Origin of the sequence: Streptomyces sp. NPDC048483 (genome assembly GCF_040651455.1) — a bacterium.
Taxonomy (GTDB): domain Bacteria; phylum Actinomycetota; class Actinomycetes; order Streptomycetales; family Streptomycetaceae; genus Streptomyces.
Genome location: NZ_JBEZJZ010000105.1, coordinates 1 through 15338, shown reverse-complemented (window position 1 = coordinate 15338; position 15338 = coordinate 1). Strand labels below are relative to the sequence as shown.

Here is a 15338-nt window from a genome sequence, read left to right as displayed (position 1 = left end):
CCGACGCTCCGTTTGTCTTACGGGTTCACCCTGGTGCGGCTACGGTCCGCCCATGGCCCTCACCCTCCAGCAGCTGCGTTATCTGGTCGCGGTCGCGGACTCCCGGTCCATCACCGCCGCGGCCGCCGCCGTCTACGTCGCCCAGCCCGCGCTCTCCCGGGCCGTCCAGGCACTGGAGCGCGACCTCGGCGTGGCGCTGGTGACCCGAAAGGGCCGGGGCGTGGAGCTGACGCCCGAGGGAGCCCGTGTGGTGCGCCTGGCCCGTACGGTGCTGGCCGCCGTGGACGCGATCGAGGACATCGGCGAGGGGCACTGCGACGGGGCCCGCGAGCGGCTGAGTGTCGTCGCCACCCCCACCCTCGCGATCGATCTCGCGGCGGATCTGCTGCCGGCCTTCACGGCGCGCCACCCCGAGGTCGAGATCCAGCTCCTGCAGCACGACAGCCGGGAGGCGCTGGTGCAGTGTCTGGCCAACGGCTCCGCGGAGCTGGGGCTGGTGGACCTGCCGGTGGACCAGGAGCTGTCCTCGCACCATCTGCAGGAGCGTGAGGTGGTGCTGATCTCGCCGCCGGGCTCGGCGCTGCCCGATCCGCTGCCGCTGCGGCGGCTGAACGGCCTGCGGCTGGTACTGCCGACCCGGGGCACCGGCAGACGCACGGAGCTGGAGTCGATGTTCAGCCGGCTGAGGGTGCGGCCGGTGGCGGCGCTGGAGGTGGATGAGCGGCTGGCGTGGGTGGCGAGTGTGCTCGGCGGGCACGGCTCGCTGATCTGGTACCGGGACATGGCCCTGCGGACCTTCGGCTCGCGCGCCGAAGTGCGGTCCTTCACCCCGGCGCTGCTGCGGCCGGTGGGCATCGTCCATGCGCGCAATCAGTTGAGCCGTCCGGCGCGGGCGTTCCTCGCCCATGCCCAGCACAAGGCGCCCGTGCGCGAGCCGTCGCGCTGAGGCGGGGCGGGCCGCGTACCATACCGGCGCGTTATCGCTCCCATGCCCAACGGGTGAGCGGTAACGCTTGGCGCTTCGACCGTCCACCGTCACATTGGGCCGCATGTCCTCACTCCCCGCCGCATTACTGGCGACCGCCGCGCTCGCCGTCCCCCTCGCCGCCAACCCGGCGCCCTCCGCACCGTCCTCACCGTCCGCCGCGCATCCCCCGGCGCACCGGCCGCACCGAGGCGCGCCCGAGCGCGCCTGCACCCTGCCCGCCGGGCTCAAGGAGTTCAGCGGTCTGGGCGTGAGCGGGAAGCACCCGGGTGTCATCTACGCACTCAACGACAGCGGAAACACCCACCAGGTGTTCGCCGTCGACTGTTCCGGTGCCACCGGGCAGCTCAAGGCCACCTTCACGCTCGGCGGTGCGACCAACACCGACTGGGAGGCGATGGCCGTCGGCCCCGACGAGAGCGGGCGCCCCTCGATCCATGTCGGCGACATCGGCGACAACCTCGCCGGCCGCGCCGAGATCACGGTGTACCGCTTCGCCGAGCCCGACCAGCTGGCGGATGCGACGGTGCAGCCGACCGCCTTCCGCTTCACCTACTCCGACGGAAAACACGACGCCGAGTCCCTGCTGATCGACCCGACGAACCGTCAGCTGTACGTGGCGAGCAAGGTGATGGGCGCCGCGGGCAAGCTCTACAAGGCGCCGCTGCCGCCGCAGCCCGGCCAGGTCAACAGCCTCACGCCGGTGCGCGAAGACCCGGTCTGGACGACCGACGGCGCCTTCTCCCCCAGCGGCAGGTCCTACGTGCTGCGCAGCGGCGGGCCGCTCGGGCCGAACACCGGCTATGTCTACGACGCGGCCGGCACCAAGCTCGCCGAGGTCGCGCTGCCCGCCCAGCCGCAGGGCGAGACGGTGACCTACGCCGACTGCAAGACCCTGCTGGCGGGCTCGGAGAACGACAGCCAGATCTGGCGGGTGCCGCTGCCGCCCGAGGCCGCACCCGGCTGCTGATCCGTCAACTGCCCTTGAGTACCTCGGGGTTGGCGCAGTGCGCCAGCGGCTCGCCGCGCAGGTGGCGGCCGACGTCCCCGGCGACGATCCGCGCGGCCTTGTGCGCGACCTGCCGGCTGCCGCCCGCGATGTGCGGGGTGAGGACGACGCCGGGGGCGGTCAGCAGCCGGGAGCCGGCGGGCAGCGGCTCCTCGGGGAAGACGTCGAAGCCGGCGCCGGAGAGCTGCCCGGAGTCCAGCGCGTCACAGACCGCGTCGTAGTCGAGGAGCGCGCCGCGGGCGCAGTTGACCAGAACGGAGCCGCGCGGCATGGCGGCGATCTGCTCGCGGCCGATCATGCCCTTGGTCTCGTCGGTGACGCGGGCGTGCAGGGAGACGATGCGGGAGCGGGTGAGCAGCTCGTCGAGGGAGACCGGCTCGGCGATGCCCGCCAGCGCCTCGGGGCGTACGTAGGGGTCGTGGACGAGGACGTGGGCGCCCATTGCGGCGAGGACCTTGGCGACGCGGCTGCCGATGGCGCCGTAGCCGATCAGGCCGACGGTGGCGCCGTCGATCTCGATGCCGCAGTTGTCGTAGTCGTAGTAGTCGCCGCGCCAGAGGCCGCGGCGCAGGTCGGTGTGGGTGTCGCCGACGCCGCGGGCGGCGGCGAGCAGCAGGGTGAGGGTGTGTTCCGCGGTGGCGGTGGCGTTGCGGCCGGGGGCGTAGCAGACGGCCACGCCGTGCCGGGTGGCGGCGTCGAGGTTGACGTTGACCGGGCCGCCGCGGCTGGTGCAGAACAGCTTCAGATCGGGGCAGTGGGCGAGGATGCGCGCGGTGAGCGGGCCGTGTTCGGTGACGCAGATCTCGACGCCCCGGAGCGCCTCGATCATCTCGTCCTCGGTGCCGGAGGCCTCGATGACCTCGGCGACCGGGCCGAAGGGGGTGTGCGGCCAGCCGAACTGCAACTCCCGGATGTCCAGCGGTGTTTCCCCTGCAGCCGTGCGTACCGCCTCGGCGAACAGGCTGGGGCGGATGAAGTGGTTGCCGGCGGCGAGGACGGTGGTGCTCATGGGGTGGGTGCTCCAGGGTTACGGGGTCAGTGGAGGGCGGTGGCCGGGGTCAGGGCCGGGGCGTTGTAGCTGAGCAGGGCGGTGCGCCCGTGCGCGAGGCGGATCTCGGTGAGGGCGCCGTTGTGCAGCAGAGGGAAGACCCGTCGGTAGTCGGTGAGCGGGATGCCGAGGAGGTGGCAGAGCAGCAGCCGCAGCAGGGTGGAGTGGGCGACGACGAGGATCCGGCCGTCGGGCTGTTCGCAGGCGAGGTCGGCCAGGCAGGCGGCGGCGCGTTCGGCGGCCTGCCGCGGGTGTTCGCCGCCGGGCAGATGGCGCTCGACCGGGTCGGCGAGGAAGGCGGCGAGCTGCTCGGGGAAGCGCTCGCGCATCTCGCCCCTGGTCAGGCCCTCGCCTCGGCCGAAGTCGAGTTCGTAGAGCCGCTCGTCGATGCGAGGGGTGAGGCCGCAGGCGTCGGCGGCGGGGCCGGCGGTGAGCCGGGCGCGGGCGAGCGGGGAGCTCCAGACGGCGGTGAGGGAGGCGGTGGCGGCCCAGGCGGCGAGGTCCGCGGCCTGTGCGCGGCCGTGGTCGGTGAGGGGGACGTCGGTGCGGCCGGCGTAGCGGTTCTCCGCATGCCAGACGGTCTCGCCATGGCGTACGAGGATGAAGTCGGTCACGGGGCGGCCCTCCTGCGGGCGTGTGCGGCCACGGCGTGGTCGAGCCAGCCGCGGCGGGTGAGTTCGTCGACGAAGCGGAGGTAGAGGGGGGTCCAGCGGGCGGTGCGGGCCGGGGACGGCCGGATTTCGTCCCCGATACGGACCATCGACGCGGCCGCTTCCTCGAGGGGCACGCCGGAGGACGTGGCGGCGAGGACGGCCATGCCGAGGGCGCCCTCGGCCTGTTCGGGGAGCCGGACGGGCCGGCCGAGCACATCGGCCCGCAGCTCGCACCAGTAGCGGTTGCGGGCGCCGCCGCCGGTGAGGGTGAGCGGGCCGTCGACGGGGGCGCCGAGCAGGTCGAGATGGTCGAAGCAGAGCCGTTCGAGGCAGGCGACGCCCAGGAGGTAGGCGTGGAACTCGGCGGCGCGGGTGGGGACCTCTCCGATGACGAAGGGTTCGGCGTCGGGGGCGCGGAAGGGGAAGCGTTCGCCGCCGGTGGAGACCAGCGGGTAGGCGACCGCGTCCGGGTCGAGGGCGGCGGCCCGCTCGGTGAGCACCTCGAGGTTCTCGCCGTGGAAGTGCTGGGAGAGGACGCCCGCGCCGCTGCTGGAGGCGCCGCCCGGCAGCCATGTCCCGCCCGGCCCGCGGTGGCAGTAGACGACGCCCGACGGGTCCCGGACCAGGTGCGGGCTGCTGCCCTTGAGGACGAGGGTGGTGCCGAGGACGGAATTCCAGGCGCCGGACGCAAGGGCCCCGGCCCCGATCTGTGCGGCGCAGCCGTCCGTCATACCGGCGACGACGGCGGTGCCGGGCGGAATCCCGGTGGCGGCCGCGGCATCGGCGCACACGGTGCCGAGCACGGTCCCGGGCCGTACGACACCGGGCAACATGCCCTCCGGCACGCCGAGTTCGGCCATCACCTTCTCCGGCCACCGTTCCTCGGTGAGGTGGTAGCCGGTCTTGAGGGCGTGGCTGGCGTCGCTCGCCACCTGATGCCCCGTCAGTCTCCAGGTGACCAGGTCGACCTGATGCAGCAGGCGCGTCCCCTCGGCCGCGGGTTCGCGGTCCAGCAGCCAGCGGAGCTTGGGCAGTGCCCAGGACGGCTGCATGCTGCGGTAGCCCAGCTCCTGCCAGACCTGCGCACCGGCCGCGTTGACGACGGCGGCCTGGGTGTCGGCGCGCCCGTCGTCGTACATCAGGCCCGGTGTGAGCGGGGTGCCGTGGGCGTCGGCGAGCAGGATCGTGCCGGAGGTGCCGTCGACGGCGAGGCCGCGCACCCGCCGCGCGTCGATGCCCGCCAGGGCCTCCCGGCACGCGGCGGCGAGCGCCGTCCACCACTCCTCGGGGTCCTGCTCATGGCGCCTGCCCTCGCGGCGGCCGGTCAGCGGGTGGGCACCGGTGGCGAGGACCTGGCCGGTGCCGTCGACGGCGGCGCAGCGGGCGCTCTGGGTGCCGAGGTCGAGGCCGAGCCAGACGCCGTCGAGGGTGGGGGTGCGGGATTCAGACACGGGTACCTCCGAGAGGGGTGCCGACGCCGGCGCTCTTGCGCCACACCGCGCCGCTGCGCCAGCCGGCCTCACGGGCGAGGCCGCGCCAGCCGAGGAAGTCGTCGTAGAGCACGGTGTAGAAGGCGGCGCGTTCCGGATCCGGCTCCCAACTCCGTTGCATACGGACGTACTTGGCGGCCGCGCGATGCATGCTGCTCTCGGCCCCGGTACGAACCAGGCCCGTCAGGAAGGCCCCCTTCGCGCCGAGCTCGGTGTCGCCGGAGCGGGCCGTCGGCACCCCGGTCGCATCGGCGATCAGCTGGCACCAGGCGTCGCTGTTGGCGCCGCCGCCGCACAGCCGCAGCTCGCTGATCTCCGTACGGGCGGCGGCCAGCGAATCCCGCAGCACCAGGGAGAGGCCGTCGAAGACGGCGCGGGCCAGGTCGGCGGGGGTGTGTTCCAGGGACATGCCCCAGAAGGAGCCGCGGGCGCGCGGGTCCAGGAAGGGCGCGCGCTCGCCCGCCGGGGAGAGGTACGGCAGGAACGTCAGCCCGCGGGCGCCCGGCTCCGATGCGAAGGCCAGCTGCGCCAGCTCCGGAGGGCCGGGCAGATGCAGCAGCCGCGCCGCCCAGCCGAGCACCTCCGCACCGTTGAGGGTGGGGAAGGCGCGCAGCACCCGTTCGCGGCCGCGGTAGGCGATATGGATGCCGGACGGTTCGCCGGTGGTGTCGATCCCGGTGCGGACGATCTCGGTGCACAGGGTGGTGCCCAGGATGCTGCACGCCTGGCCGGGGTTGACCACGCCGACGCCGCGGGCGGTGGCGGCGATGTCGTACGGGGACATCACCACCGGCAGCCCGGCGGGCAGGCCCAGTTGCTCCGCGGCGCCGCCGGTCAGCTCGGCGATGCGCTGCGACTCCCCCAGCACGGTCGGCAGCAGCCGCCGGTAGGCGCTCAGCCCGAACAGCTCGAGGATGTACGGGTCGTAGTCGCCGGTGGCGTGGTCGAGGAACGGGGCCGAGGCATCGGATTCATCGGTCGCCCGCACGCCGGTGAGGCACAGGAAGAGCCAGCCGGCGGCGGTGAGCGAGGTGGCGGAGCGGGCGAGCCGGTCCGGGTCGTGGGCGGCGAGCCAGCTGAAGAGGGCGTTGGGCATGCCGGTGCAGGTCAGCGAGCCGTTGCGGCGGAAGGCCGCCTCGAGGACGCCGTCGCGCTGCCAGGCGGTGAGCAGGTCCCCGGCACGCCCGTCGGACCACAGGACGGCGGGTCCGGTGGGGCGGCCGCGGTCGTCGACGAGCCAGGCGCCGTCGCCCTGGGCGGTGAAGGACACCAGCCATACGGGGTCGGCCAGGCCGTCGAGGACCTCGCGGACGGTATGGACGACGGCACTCCAGACGGCATCCATGTCCTGTTCGGCCCAGCCGGGGTGCGGGCGCAGGACCTCGGTGGCCCGGCGGGCGACGGCGATCTCGGTGCCCTGGTCGTCGAAGACGACGGACTTGATCACCGTGGTGCCGACGTCGATGGTCAGTACGGACATCAGTGGGGTCCTCTCACGCCGGGGCCGACGCGGCGGCGGGCGCACCGGTCTGCGGCGCGCCCTCCGCGGTGGGCGACTCGTCCGGCAGCTTCAGGAAAAGGGCGAGAACGGTGCTCACCGCGTACATCCCCGCGAAGATCCAGACAACCCCTGCGACACCGAGCGGTCCCACGAAGGCCGCGACCACGGCGGGGCCGACGAAGGTGCTGGCGCCCGCGCCCAGGTTGAGCGCGGCCAGCGCCTGCCCCTTGTGCCGCGGTTCCATACTGGGCACCAGCGCCGACAGCGGTACATATCCCGCCAGCGTAGCCCCGTAGAACGCGGCCACCACCAGGGCGAGCGGGAAGTTGGCGCCCGCCGCGTTGGGTACGTAGAAAAGCAGCAGGGTGCTCACGGTGCAGCCCGCGCCGCCGAACCAGGCGATGGTGCGGCGCCAGCCGAAGCGGTCGCCGAGCACGCCGAAGAGCAGGTTGGCGAAGATATTGGTCGCGAACATCGCGCTGAGCAGATGCAGCCACTGGGTGAGGCTGAAGCCGACGGTCTTGGTGAAGTGGATCGGCATGATCACGAAGAAGCCGAACTGCGAGGCCGTGTTGATGACCCGGACGACCGAGCCCAGGCCGACGCGGGGGTTGCGCCACAGGATGGTGACGCTGCCGACGAGCGTGACGAGCGGGCTCTCGGTCCGCGGCTTTGCGCCGCCCCGGTCGTCTCGTACCAGGAGCAGGGCGATCAGCCCGCCCACGGCCACCAGGGCGAGTGCGGCCCAGAGCGTGGCGTAGGCGCCGATGTGCGGGATGAGTCCGCTGGCGACCAGCGAGCCGAGCGTGGGCAGGCCGCCGGTGAAGGCGAACCAGAACCAGCCCATGGCCGTGCCGAGGCGGGCGCGGGGTGCCACCGCGGCGATCCAGACCAGGAAGCCGTAGGCGAAGAGCGGGTAGCCCAGGCCGCGCAGGCCGTAGCCGAGCATCATCAGCGGATAGCTGGCCAGGGGTATGGCGGCGGACAGGAAGAGCACCTGGAAGGCGGCCCAGATGCCCAGGCCGGTCCACATGACGCGGCGCGGGCCCCACAGGTCGGAGAGCACTCCGGAGAGCCAGGCGGCGATGCCGGCGGCGACTCCGTAGACGGTGAAGAGCAGCGCGACGCGGGACTGGGAGAAGCCCTGGTCGATGAGATACGGCGAGAGGTAGCCGGACTCGACCCCGTCTCCGATCATGAAGAGGAGGAGTCCGAGGTATCCCCACACAAGGGTCGGCGGAATGCCCAGGCGGTTGATCAGCGAACGCGACGGAGAGTTCGGCATCGAATCTCCCTTTCTGCGGCGGCTCGGCAGGAGAGGGGTGCGGCGAATGGAGTGATGGAACAGCCGCGCAGAATCGGGCGTCAATGGCCGTCGGAATCTTCGCATCGGGGCCACGACCAGCCGTGTTGCCTCGTACCGGAACCGCATGTGGACAGCGCCGGGGCCGGGCGTGCAGTGTGAAATCCGTGCGAACATAACGCGGCGAATTCACGCGGGCGGCGCCTTCACGCGGCGGATGCCCGTGCCGGATGCACCCGGCGGACGCGGCGGGCCGGACAGGGAGCGGAGAGCGATGGACCGGGTCGAGGCCCAGGAGGAGCGGCGGCGGCAGATGCGCGAGCGCGTCATCGCCAGCGGCTTTGTGCGCACCTCGGAGCTCGCCGCGGAGTTCGGTGTCAGCCTGATGACGGCGCACCGCGATCTGGACGCGCTCCAGGCGCAGGGCTGGCTGCGCAAGGTACGCGGCGGGGCGACGGGGCTGCCGTCGGCGCAGTTCCACGGCAGCGTCGCGGAGCGGATGGCCACGATGGCGGCGACCAAGCAGCAGCTGGCGCGGGCCGCGGCGACGCTGCTGGTGCCCGGCCAGACCGTGCTGCTCGACGACAGCACCACGTGTCTCCTCCTGGCCCACCAGGCCACCGAGCACACCCCGCTGACCGTGATCACCAACTCGCTCCCGGCGATCACCACCCTCGCCAAGGAGCCCGGTATCTCACTGATCACGCTGGGCGGCGCCTACTTCCCCGCGTACGACGCCTTCATGGGGCTGCACACCGCGGACGCGGTACGGGCCTTCCGCGCCGATGTGCTGTTCCTGTCCACCACGGCCGTCACCAACGGCCGCTGCTATCACACCTCGCCGGAGACGGTGCAGGTCAAGCGGGCGATGATGGAGTGCGCGGCGCGCCGGGTCCTGGTCGCCGACCACACCAAGTTCACCAAGGACGGTCTGTACGCGCTCGCGCCGCTGACCGACTTCGACCTGCTGATCGTGGACGACGGCCTGCCCGCGGAGCAGATCCGGGCGGTGCGGGCGGGCGGGACCGAGGTGATGGTGGTGCCGCAGAAGCCGTAGGGGTGCCGTCCGGTGGATCAGGTGAGCCGCAGCCGGAACTGCCACAGCTCGGGGAAGAACCGGGCGCCGGCCCGTGCCGCGAGATACGAGACGCCGGTGCTGCCTCCGGTGCCCGGTTTGCCGCCGATCTGCCGTTCGACGACGAGCACATGGCGGGTGCGCCACAGTGCCCATGCCTGGTCGTGGTCGAGGAGGGCTTCGGCGAGTTCGTTCAGGGCGTGGTGGGCGGGGTCGCGGGTGATCTCGGCGTAGGCGGTGTGCCGCTCCTCGGCGGTGTCGACGCCGAAGCCGGCCTTGGCCAGGACGGTCAGGAAGCCGTCCCACAGGCTGGGCTGGGCCACCCTCCGTTCGAGGCGGGTGCGCTCGGCGGCGGTGAGCCATGGCATCCGGTCGAGGCGCGGGGGCGCCTGCCGTCCCGAGAGGATCTCGATCTCGTGGAACTGCGCGGACTGGGCGCCGCTGGCCGTTCCCAGTCCGCCGCGGAAGGCCAGGAAGTCCTTCGGCGTCATGGTGTCGAGCAGCTGCATCGTGTCGAACAGGGCCCGCTCTATGGCGTGGCAGCGCCGCAGTCGGATCCTGGGCATACAGATCTCCCCGGCCATCATCCGCTCGCGGGCGTCGGCGAGTTCGTGGAGCAGCAGCTGGAACCACAGCTCGTGTACCTGATGGACGGTGATGAACAGGTGCTCGTCGTGGGCCGGCACGCACCGGGGAACGTGCAGGTCGAGCAGGTCGGACAGGCGCAGATAGTCCCCGTAGGTCGGATCGTTCCCGGGCGTCAGGTCGTTCCCGTGGGCCAGGTCGTTCCTGTCGGTCGGGGCGTTCTCGGTGGGCGCCGTCACGAAGCCTCCTCCTCCGGGTGGCCGAGTCCCTGCGCGGCGAAGGTTTCGCGCACACCGGGCAGGTCGAACGCCCCCACCGAGGCGCACAGTTTCAGCGTCGAGCGGGCGATGTCGTTGATGCGCCGGTCTCCCGTGTCGCCGCCGTAGCAGTCGCGCAGGACCTCCTCGGCGGTCGGCGCGTCGAGCCCGGCCAGGAGCAGGGACGCGCGGACCGGCTGCAGGTCCCAGGTCAGGGCGGTGCGGATCATGGCGGGCATCGCTTGGGCCGCCCGGATGCGGTCGGTGGTGTCCAGCCGCGTCCACAGTTCCTGGAAGAGCAGGCAGAAGAAGCGGTGGTGCCGGCCTTCGTCCCGGGCGTGGTCGCGCAGCAGGTCGCGTACGGTGCCGACCACGGTGGTGTCGCCGGGCACCTCGTTGAGTACGGCCGTGATCAGGGTTTCGAAGACGACGGCCTGGAGGATGCCCGCCAGCGCGGGGGCGTCGGGCAGCAGGCTGCGGCCCGCCTCCTGAAGCCGGCCGACGAAGCCTCCGTAGTCCCAGTCGGGGACCTCGATCCCGGTCACCGCGGCGATCTGATCGGCCAGGTCGAGACTGTAGAGGGCGTGGTAGCCCTCGTCGCAGTAGACCTTGAAGGCGTCCATACGGAGCGACGCGGGCAGATCGAGGCCCGACCGGTTGTTGGCGACCGGCTCGGCGGCTTCGTTGACGATCCGGGTCTCCAGGTGGGTGGTGGAGATCAGGAACTGGTAGAGGTGACGGACCGTCAATTCGCCAAGGTGTGCGGGCGGCAGTCCGGCCACGGCTTCGTGCCGCACGTACGGGACCAGGGCGGTGGGGAAGAAGACCTTGCCCCGCTCGGCCTCCTCATGGAAGAGGCGGCGCACTCCGGTGCGGACGCCGGCCGCCTCGTACCAGCGGTCGAGCGGGCCCGGTCCGGTGCGCGGGTATCCCGTCGGCCGGCGTGGGGGGTCTTGCCTCGTCATGGGTGTCTCCGCATCCGGAGGGCCAGGAAGTCGCCGAGACGCATGAGGGCCTCGCGCACCAGGAGGGGGTCCAGGGTGTGACAGATGCGGAACCAGCCGGGTTCGGGCGAGTGGAACGCCTCGCCGGGCATGATGCTCACCCTTGTGCTGTCGAGGACGGCGCGCCACAGGGCGCGTTCGCCGACGGCGTCCGGGGACGGCAGCCACGCGCCGAGGTCGGCCCAGAGGGAACAGCCTGCCTGGGCGGGGACATAGGGGATGCTCAGCTCGTCCAGCAGGCGGGCGGTGCCCTGGTACGAGGCGGCGAGGCGGCGGCGGTTCTCGGCGAGGACGCGGTCCACCCAGCCGGTGTCGTCGAGCAGTTCGGTCAGCAGCGCCTGGGTGTCGGTGGAGACCGGTGCGAAGTAGGCGAGCGCGCGGGCGGCGGCACGCACCGTGGGATCCGGAGTGTGCAGGACGCCGACCTTGAGTCCGGGCAGCCCGAAGTCCTTGGCGAATCCCCACACCACATGGGTGCGGTCGGACCGGGCCGGATTCGCGGCGGGGACGAGCAGACTGGTGAACGGCTCGGGGCCGAAGGCCGAGTTGGCGTAGATCTCGTCGGCGATGATGTCCACACCGTGGTCCGCCGCGGCTCCCGCCACCTCGCGCAAGGTCTCGGCCGGGTACACCGTGCCCGTCGGGTTGGCCGGCGACGCGAGCGCGACGGCCCGTACGGTGATGCCGTCGCGGTGGGCCCGGGTCACGGCGCGGTCGATGGCCGCCGCCGTCGGCCGGAAACCGTCGCCCGCCGCGCCCTGCGCGGGCAGCAGCAGGGCACCGGAACGCCCGGCCAGGTCCGTGTCGAAGGCACCGTAGTAGGGCGCGGGTACGACGATCGCGTCACCCGGGTCGCACAGTGCCGAGGCGATGACGTCCAGCGCCGCCGTCGCCCCGCTCACCACCACCAAGTCGTCGGCCGCGACCGTGTACCGGCAGACGCGCGAGAGCAGGAACGCGATCCGCTCACGCAGCGCCGGGGTGCCGTACAGGGGGGCGTAGCGGGTGTCCGTCTCGGTGAGCGGCCGGCGCCGGGTGACGCGGTCGGCGAGCAGGTCCCACAGCAGCCGGTTCTCGGCGGTGCCGAGGTTGAGGTAGCCGTCGGGGCGGAGCTCGGGGTGGTACGGGTGGGCCTCCGCGCGGAAATGCGCCTCGGCGATGGCCGGCGAGCCGGCGACCAGGCGGGCGGCCTGCCGGGAGACCATCACCGCCCTCCCCGTGGGTCGGCGTCCACCACGTCGGCTGCCCGGCACCTGAGCGGGGTGCCGGTGAGCAGGCCGGGGTGCACCCCCAGGCCCATCGACGCGTCGATCACCGCGCCGTGCAGGACCTGCGACTGCTTACCGGCCAGCCACCACACGACGTCGCCGATCTCCTCGGGCCGGATGAGCCGGCCCCTCGGCAGCCTCGCCGCCAGCTCGGCGCGCTCGCCGGGGCCGAGCGGCGCCAGGGTGCTCGCCTCGAACATGGCGGTGTCGACCGCACCGGGGCAGACCGCGGTGACGTCCACCGGACTGTGCACGAGCTCGGCGGCGAGGTGCCGGGTGAGGTACGCCAGGGCGGCCTTGCTCATCCCGTCCGCGATCCCCATGCCCGGGAATTCGGCGATGCCGCCGCCCACGCTGGCGACATTGACGATCTTGCCGTAGCCGCGGTCCAGCATCGCGGGCAGCAGCTGCCGGCTGAGCCAGAGCGGACCGACGGTGTTGATCTGCATGAACGCGGCATCGCGTGCGTGACGCGGACCGTCGACGTACCAGTCGACCGTCTTCGAACCGACCGCCGCATTGTTGACGAGCACATCGACCGGTCCGGGCAGCTCCTCCAGGAGCCGCACATGATCGCTCCACTCGCCCTGGCTGAATTCGAAGGCCCGGACCGGACGGGGGCAGATGCGGTTCAGCTCGGCCACCAGAGCCGCCGCACGCTCACGCCCCGAGTGATAGGTGAACCAGACATGGTCGCCACCGTGTGCGAACCGCTCCACACAGGACCGTCCGATTCCGGCCGAGCCACCGGTGATCAGAACATTGCGCGCTGTCATACAGCTCCCCGAAGCAGTGAACCGCCGTCGGAGCGCAACTCTCCCGCATCTGCGAGCCTGAAGTCTGCTGTGCTTTCACATGAGCAAGGAAAGTCGGCCATTAGGCCTGCATGTGCGATCGTCCGAGGCCGACGGCCCTCTCACGTGCCCCGCCCGGGGTCTCACCTGCGGGATCAGTCCAGGCCCAGTACCGCGGGCTCGGCGGCCAGTTCGCGGAAGGCCGCCCCGGGATCCGTGAGCAGCTTGCGCCGGTCCAGGTCGAGCAGGCCGCCCACGGCGCGCAGCTCCGCGGCCACCGTCCCGTCCCCCTTGGTGACCGTCTGCTCGACGACGAACGTCCTGCCCTCGCCCCATACGAACGCGCAGCTGACCTGGACCTCGTCGCCGGCCCGCAGCTCGCGCCGGTAGCGGATGGTGGTCTCGATGGTCACCGGGCCGATGCGCCGGTCCAGCAGGTCGCTCTGCCGGACGCCGCTCGCCTGCAGCAGCGACCAGCGGGCGTGCTCGGCGTACTGGAGGTAGACGGCCTGGTTGAGATGGCCCTGGGTGTCGGTCTCGTAGCCGCGGACGGTGATTCCTACCGCGAAGGGTGCCGCCGTGCCGGTCGTGCCGGTCGTGCCTGTCGCGTCTGCCACGTTCTCTCCCGCTCCCCCTGGCGCCGACCTTCCGGCCGGACGCGTCGGACCTCACTGGCCACTCGCGTCACATGGTAGGCGCCAGGGCCGGCGGCCCCTCGGCGGGCGCCCGTCAGGAGCCGCTCGTCTTCAGCGTCAGGTCCCACTTGGCCAGCGCCTCGTCGACCGGCTGGAAGATGGTGACGGTGTCGCCGCCGTCGCTGCAGGTGGCCGTGCCGCCGCCGGAGTGCAGTCCGACGGCCTTGGGGGAGCCGGGCTGGGTGACATACGAACCGCCCGAATCCCCGGGCGCCGAGCAGGCGTTGGTGAACGACAGCCCATCGACGATGGCGGTGCCGTAGTCCACGGTCTGTTCGGTCCGGGTGATCTCACCGCAGTGCCAGCCGGTGGCCTCGCCGGAGTGGCACACGGACGTGCCCGACACGCCCTCCTGCGAGCCGGTGACGGCGACCGGCTGCCCGCCCTGGCCCGCCACGTTCGGGGACAGGCGCCAGCCCGGCCCGTTGACGGTGACCAGCCCGAAGTCGCCCTCTCGGCCGATCACGCTGTGCCCGCCGCCCTCGTTGGAGGTGCCGATCACGCTGCCGTCCTTGCCGTATGCGGACTGGTCGGCGTCGTTGGTGCAGTGACCGGCCGTCAGAAAGCCCTCGAAGCCGGCCGAGCCGGTCACCGAGAAGCCGATGGAACAGATGCCCTCCTGACCGGGCATCCAGCGCTCGCCGCCAATGACCGTGCCGCCCTGCTGGCGCGGCGCCTGGTCGCTGCGCTCGATGGTCACCGGGATGTGGGAGGGGGCGGCGAGCGCGCGTACGGCGTTCTCGAAGGAGTCGGTCGCGGCGCTGCTGGCCCGGCGGTCGATGCGGACGACGACGCCATTGGCGCGCTCGTCCACGCCCCAGCCGGTGACGCCCGGCACGCCGTGGCCGGCCCGGGTGCCGATCTGCCGGACGAGTTCGATGAGCGCGGCACGGCTGTGCGCGACGGTCTTGGGCAGCGCGCCGGCGGCCCGTACGCGCTCCGCGTCGGTGGCGACGGTGACCGCGACGATCAGCTTGCCGACCGTCTTGTCGAACCACATGCCGGCGGGTGGCGCGGTGAGCACCCGGCGCACCGCGGCGGCGGCCCGCTGCGCCTCGGCCTCCTGCGCGAGCCGGGTGCGGGCCTGATCGGGCGTCAGTCCCAGGTCGCGGCGCATCGCGTCGAGCATGCCGCGGGGCGAGGGCTGGGGCGTGGGGTCGGGCTGCGGTGCGGCGTGCGCCGAGCTGAGCGGGCCTGCGGCGGCCATGACGGCGGCCATGGTCGCGCCCCAGAGAGCGGCCTTGCGGAAGCGGCGGTGCATCGGGGATCTCCTCGCGGGGTCGAGTACGCGTCGATACCGGTGCGTCGAGCCTCGTCGACCGCGCGGTGTGCGGCATCGCGGAGATCCCTTGCATCATGACCCGGTGACATCACCTTCTGATCGTCAAATCCCCCTCCCCTGCGGGCCTCACGTCCTGGCCCGGCTGCCGGAGGCCTTCCGCAACGTCAGCTACTCGGGCGCCCGCCATCCGGGAGCCGGGGCACCTGAATGCCCGTTACCCACCGGGGACGCGGCCGACGGTCTCGCCGGGGGCGCGAACTGCCAGCGCTATGCCTACGCCGTACTGCGGCATTTCGGTCTGCGGGTCCCGCCTCTGCGGTCGGCGGAGCTGTGGGCGGACGCATCGGCGACCGTACGCGTCGGCCGGCCGCGGCCGCTGGACCTGGTGC

14 protein-coding genes and 1 pseudogene are annotated in these 15338 nt (G+C 72.5%); 4 read left to right on the top strand and 11 right to left on the bottom strand.

All coding sequences use genetic code 11. The features are described from left to right. Positions 1–52 precede the first annotated feature (52 nt). Both AB0D04_RS34680 and AB0D04_RS34675 read left to right on the top strand, forming a co-directional pair. Entirely contained in the window at positions 53–946 is an 894-nt protein-coding gene (locus tag AB0D04_RS34680; RefSeq protein ID WP_362711365.1) for a LysR family transcriptional regulator, read from the top strand. Between the two features lie 103 nt (positions 947–1049). After that, positions 1050–1955, top strand: coding sequence for a hypothetical protein (locus AB0D04_RS34675; RefSeq protein ID WP_362711364.1), 906 nt, complete (start codon positions 1050–1052; stop codon positions 1953–1955). Positions 1956–1959: 4 nt separating this feature from the next. Here the strand turns inward: AB0D04_RS34675 and AB0D04_RS34670 are convergent, their stop codons facing one another. From AB0D04_RS34670 to AB0D04_RS34650, 5 genes are read right to left on the bottom strand one after another with little or no spacing between them, the layout of a single operon-like run. Next, positions 1960–3003, bottom strand: coding sequence for a 2-hydroxyacid dehydrogenase (locus AB0D04_RS34670; protein WP_362711363.1), 1044 nt, complete (start codon positions 3001–3003; stop codon positions 1960–1962). A 26-nt stretch (positions 3004–3029) separates the two neighbouring features. After that, positions 3030–3656: a histidine phosphatase family protein gene (locus AB0D04_RS34665; protein ID WP_362711362.1), complete on the bottom strand. Its 627-nt coding sequence runs from the start codon at positions 3654–3656 to the stop codon at positions 3030–3032. Continuing rightward, positions 3653–5146 (bottom strand): FGGY family carbohydrate kinase, encoded by a 1494-nt coding sequence (locus AB0D04_RS34660; RefSeq protein WP_362711361.1) that lies wholly within the window; start codon positions 5144–5146, stop codon positions 3653–3655. Before AB0D04_RS34660 ends, AB0D04_RS34665 begins: the two co-directional genes overlap by 4 nt. Beyond that, the gene (locus AB0D04_RS34655) at positions 5139–6665 is read right to left on the bottom strand and encodes an FGGY-family carbohydrate kinase (protein WP_362711360.1); all 1527 of its coding nucleotides are present in this window, start codon (positions 6663–6665) and stop codon (positions 5139–5141) included. The genes AB0D04_RS34660 and AB0D04_RS34655 overlap by 8 nt, the downstream gene beginning before the upstream one ends. A gap of 13 nt (positions 6666–6678) precedes the next feature. Next, positions 6679–7971 carry an MFS transporter gene (locus tag AB0D04_RS34650; protein ID WP_362711359.1) on the bottom strand — a complete coding sequence of 431 codons (1293 nt, stop codon included), beginning with the start codon at positions 7969–7971 and terminating at the stop codon, positions 6679–6681. Positions 7972–8263: 292 nt separating this feature from the next. Between AB0D04_RS34650 and AB0D04_RS34645 the strand changes: the two genes are divergently transcribed. Then, positions 8264–9046 carry a DeoR/GlpR family DNA-binding transcription regulator gene (locus AB0D04_RS34645; protein WP_362711358.1) on the top strand — a complete coding sequence of 261 codons (783 nt, stop codon included), beginning with the start codon at positions 8264–8266 and terminating at the stop codon, positions 9044–9046. Between the two features lie 17 nt (positions 9047–9063). Here the strand turns inward: AB0D04_RS34645 and AB0D04_RS34640 are convergent, their stop codons facing one another. The 6 genes from AB0D04_RS34640 to AB0D04_RS34615 form a co-directional block, all read right to left on the bottom strand. Continuing rightward, complete coding sequence (locus AB0D04_RS34640) at positions 9064–9888, bottom strand: tryptophan 2,3-dioxygenase family protein (RefSeq protein ID WP_362711357.1); 825 nt, start codon at positions 9886–9888, stop codon at positions 9064–9066. Beyond that, positions 9885–10871, bottom strand: coding sequence for a diiron oxygenase (locus AB0D04_RS34635; protein WP_362711356.1), 987 nt, complete (start codon positions 10869–10871; stop codon positions 9885–9887). The genes AB0D04_RS34640 and AB0D04_RS34635 overlap by 4 nt, the downstream gene beginning before the upstream one ends. After that, positions 10868–12115, bottom strand: a complete 1248-nt coding sequence (locus tag AB0D04_RS34630) for an aminotransferase class I/II-fold pyridoxal phosphate-dependent enzyme (protein WP_362711355.1) — start codon at positions 12113–12115, stop codon at positions 10868–10870. Before AB0D04_RS34630 ends, AB0D04_RS34635 begins: the two co-directional genes overlap by 4 nt. Then, the gene (locus AB0D04_RS34625; protein WP_362711354.1) at positions 12115–12954 is read right to left on the bottom strand and encodes an SDR family oxidoreductase; all 840 of its coding nucleotides are present in this window, start codon (positions 12952–12954) and stop codon (positions 12115–12117) included. Before AB0D04_RS34625 ends, AB0D04_RS34630 begins: the two co-directional genes overlap by 1 nt. 173 nt (positions 12955–13127) lie before the next feature. Continuing rightward, positions 13128–13589: an acyl-CoA thioesterase gene (locus tag AB0D04_RS34620; RefSeq protein WP_362711353.1), complete on the bottom strand. Its 462-nt coding sequence runs from the start codon at positions 13587–13589 to the stop codon at positions 13128–13130. Positions 13590–13701: 112 nt separating this feature from the next. Continuing rightward, on the bottom strand, positions 13702–14928 hold the full coding sequence (locus tag AB0D04_RS34615) for a S1 family peptidase (RefSeq protein WP_362711352.1): 1227 nt from the start codon (positions 14926–14928) through the stop codon (positions 13702–13704). 103 nt (positions 14929–15031) lie between these two features. On the opposite strand from AB0D04_RS34615, the pseudogene AB0D04_RS34610 reads away from it, so the two are divergent. Further along, a pseudogene (locus AB0D04_RS34610) lies at positions 15032–15338 on the top strand (cell wall hydrolase); the annotation flags it as partial.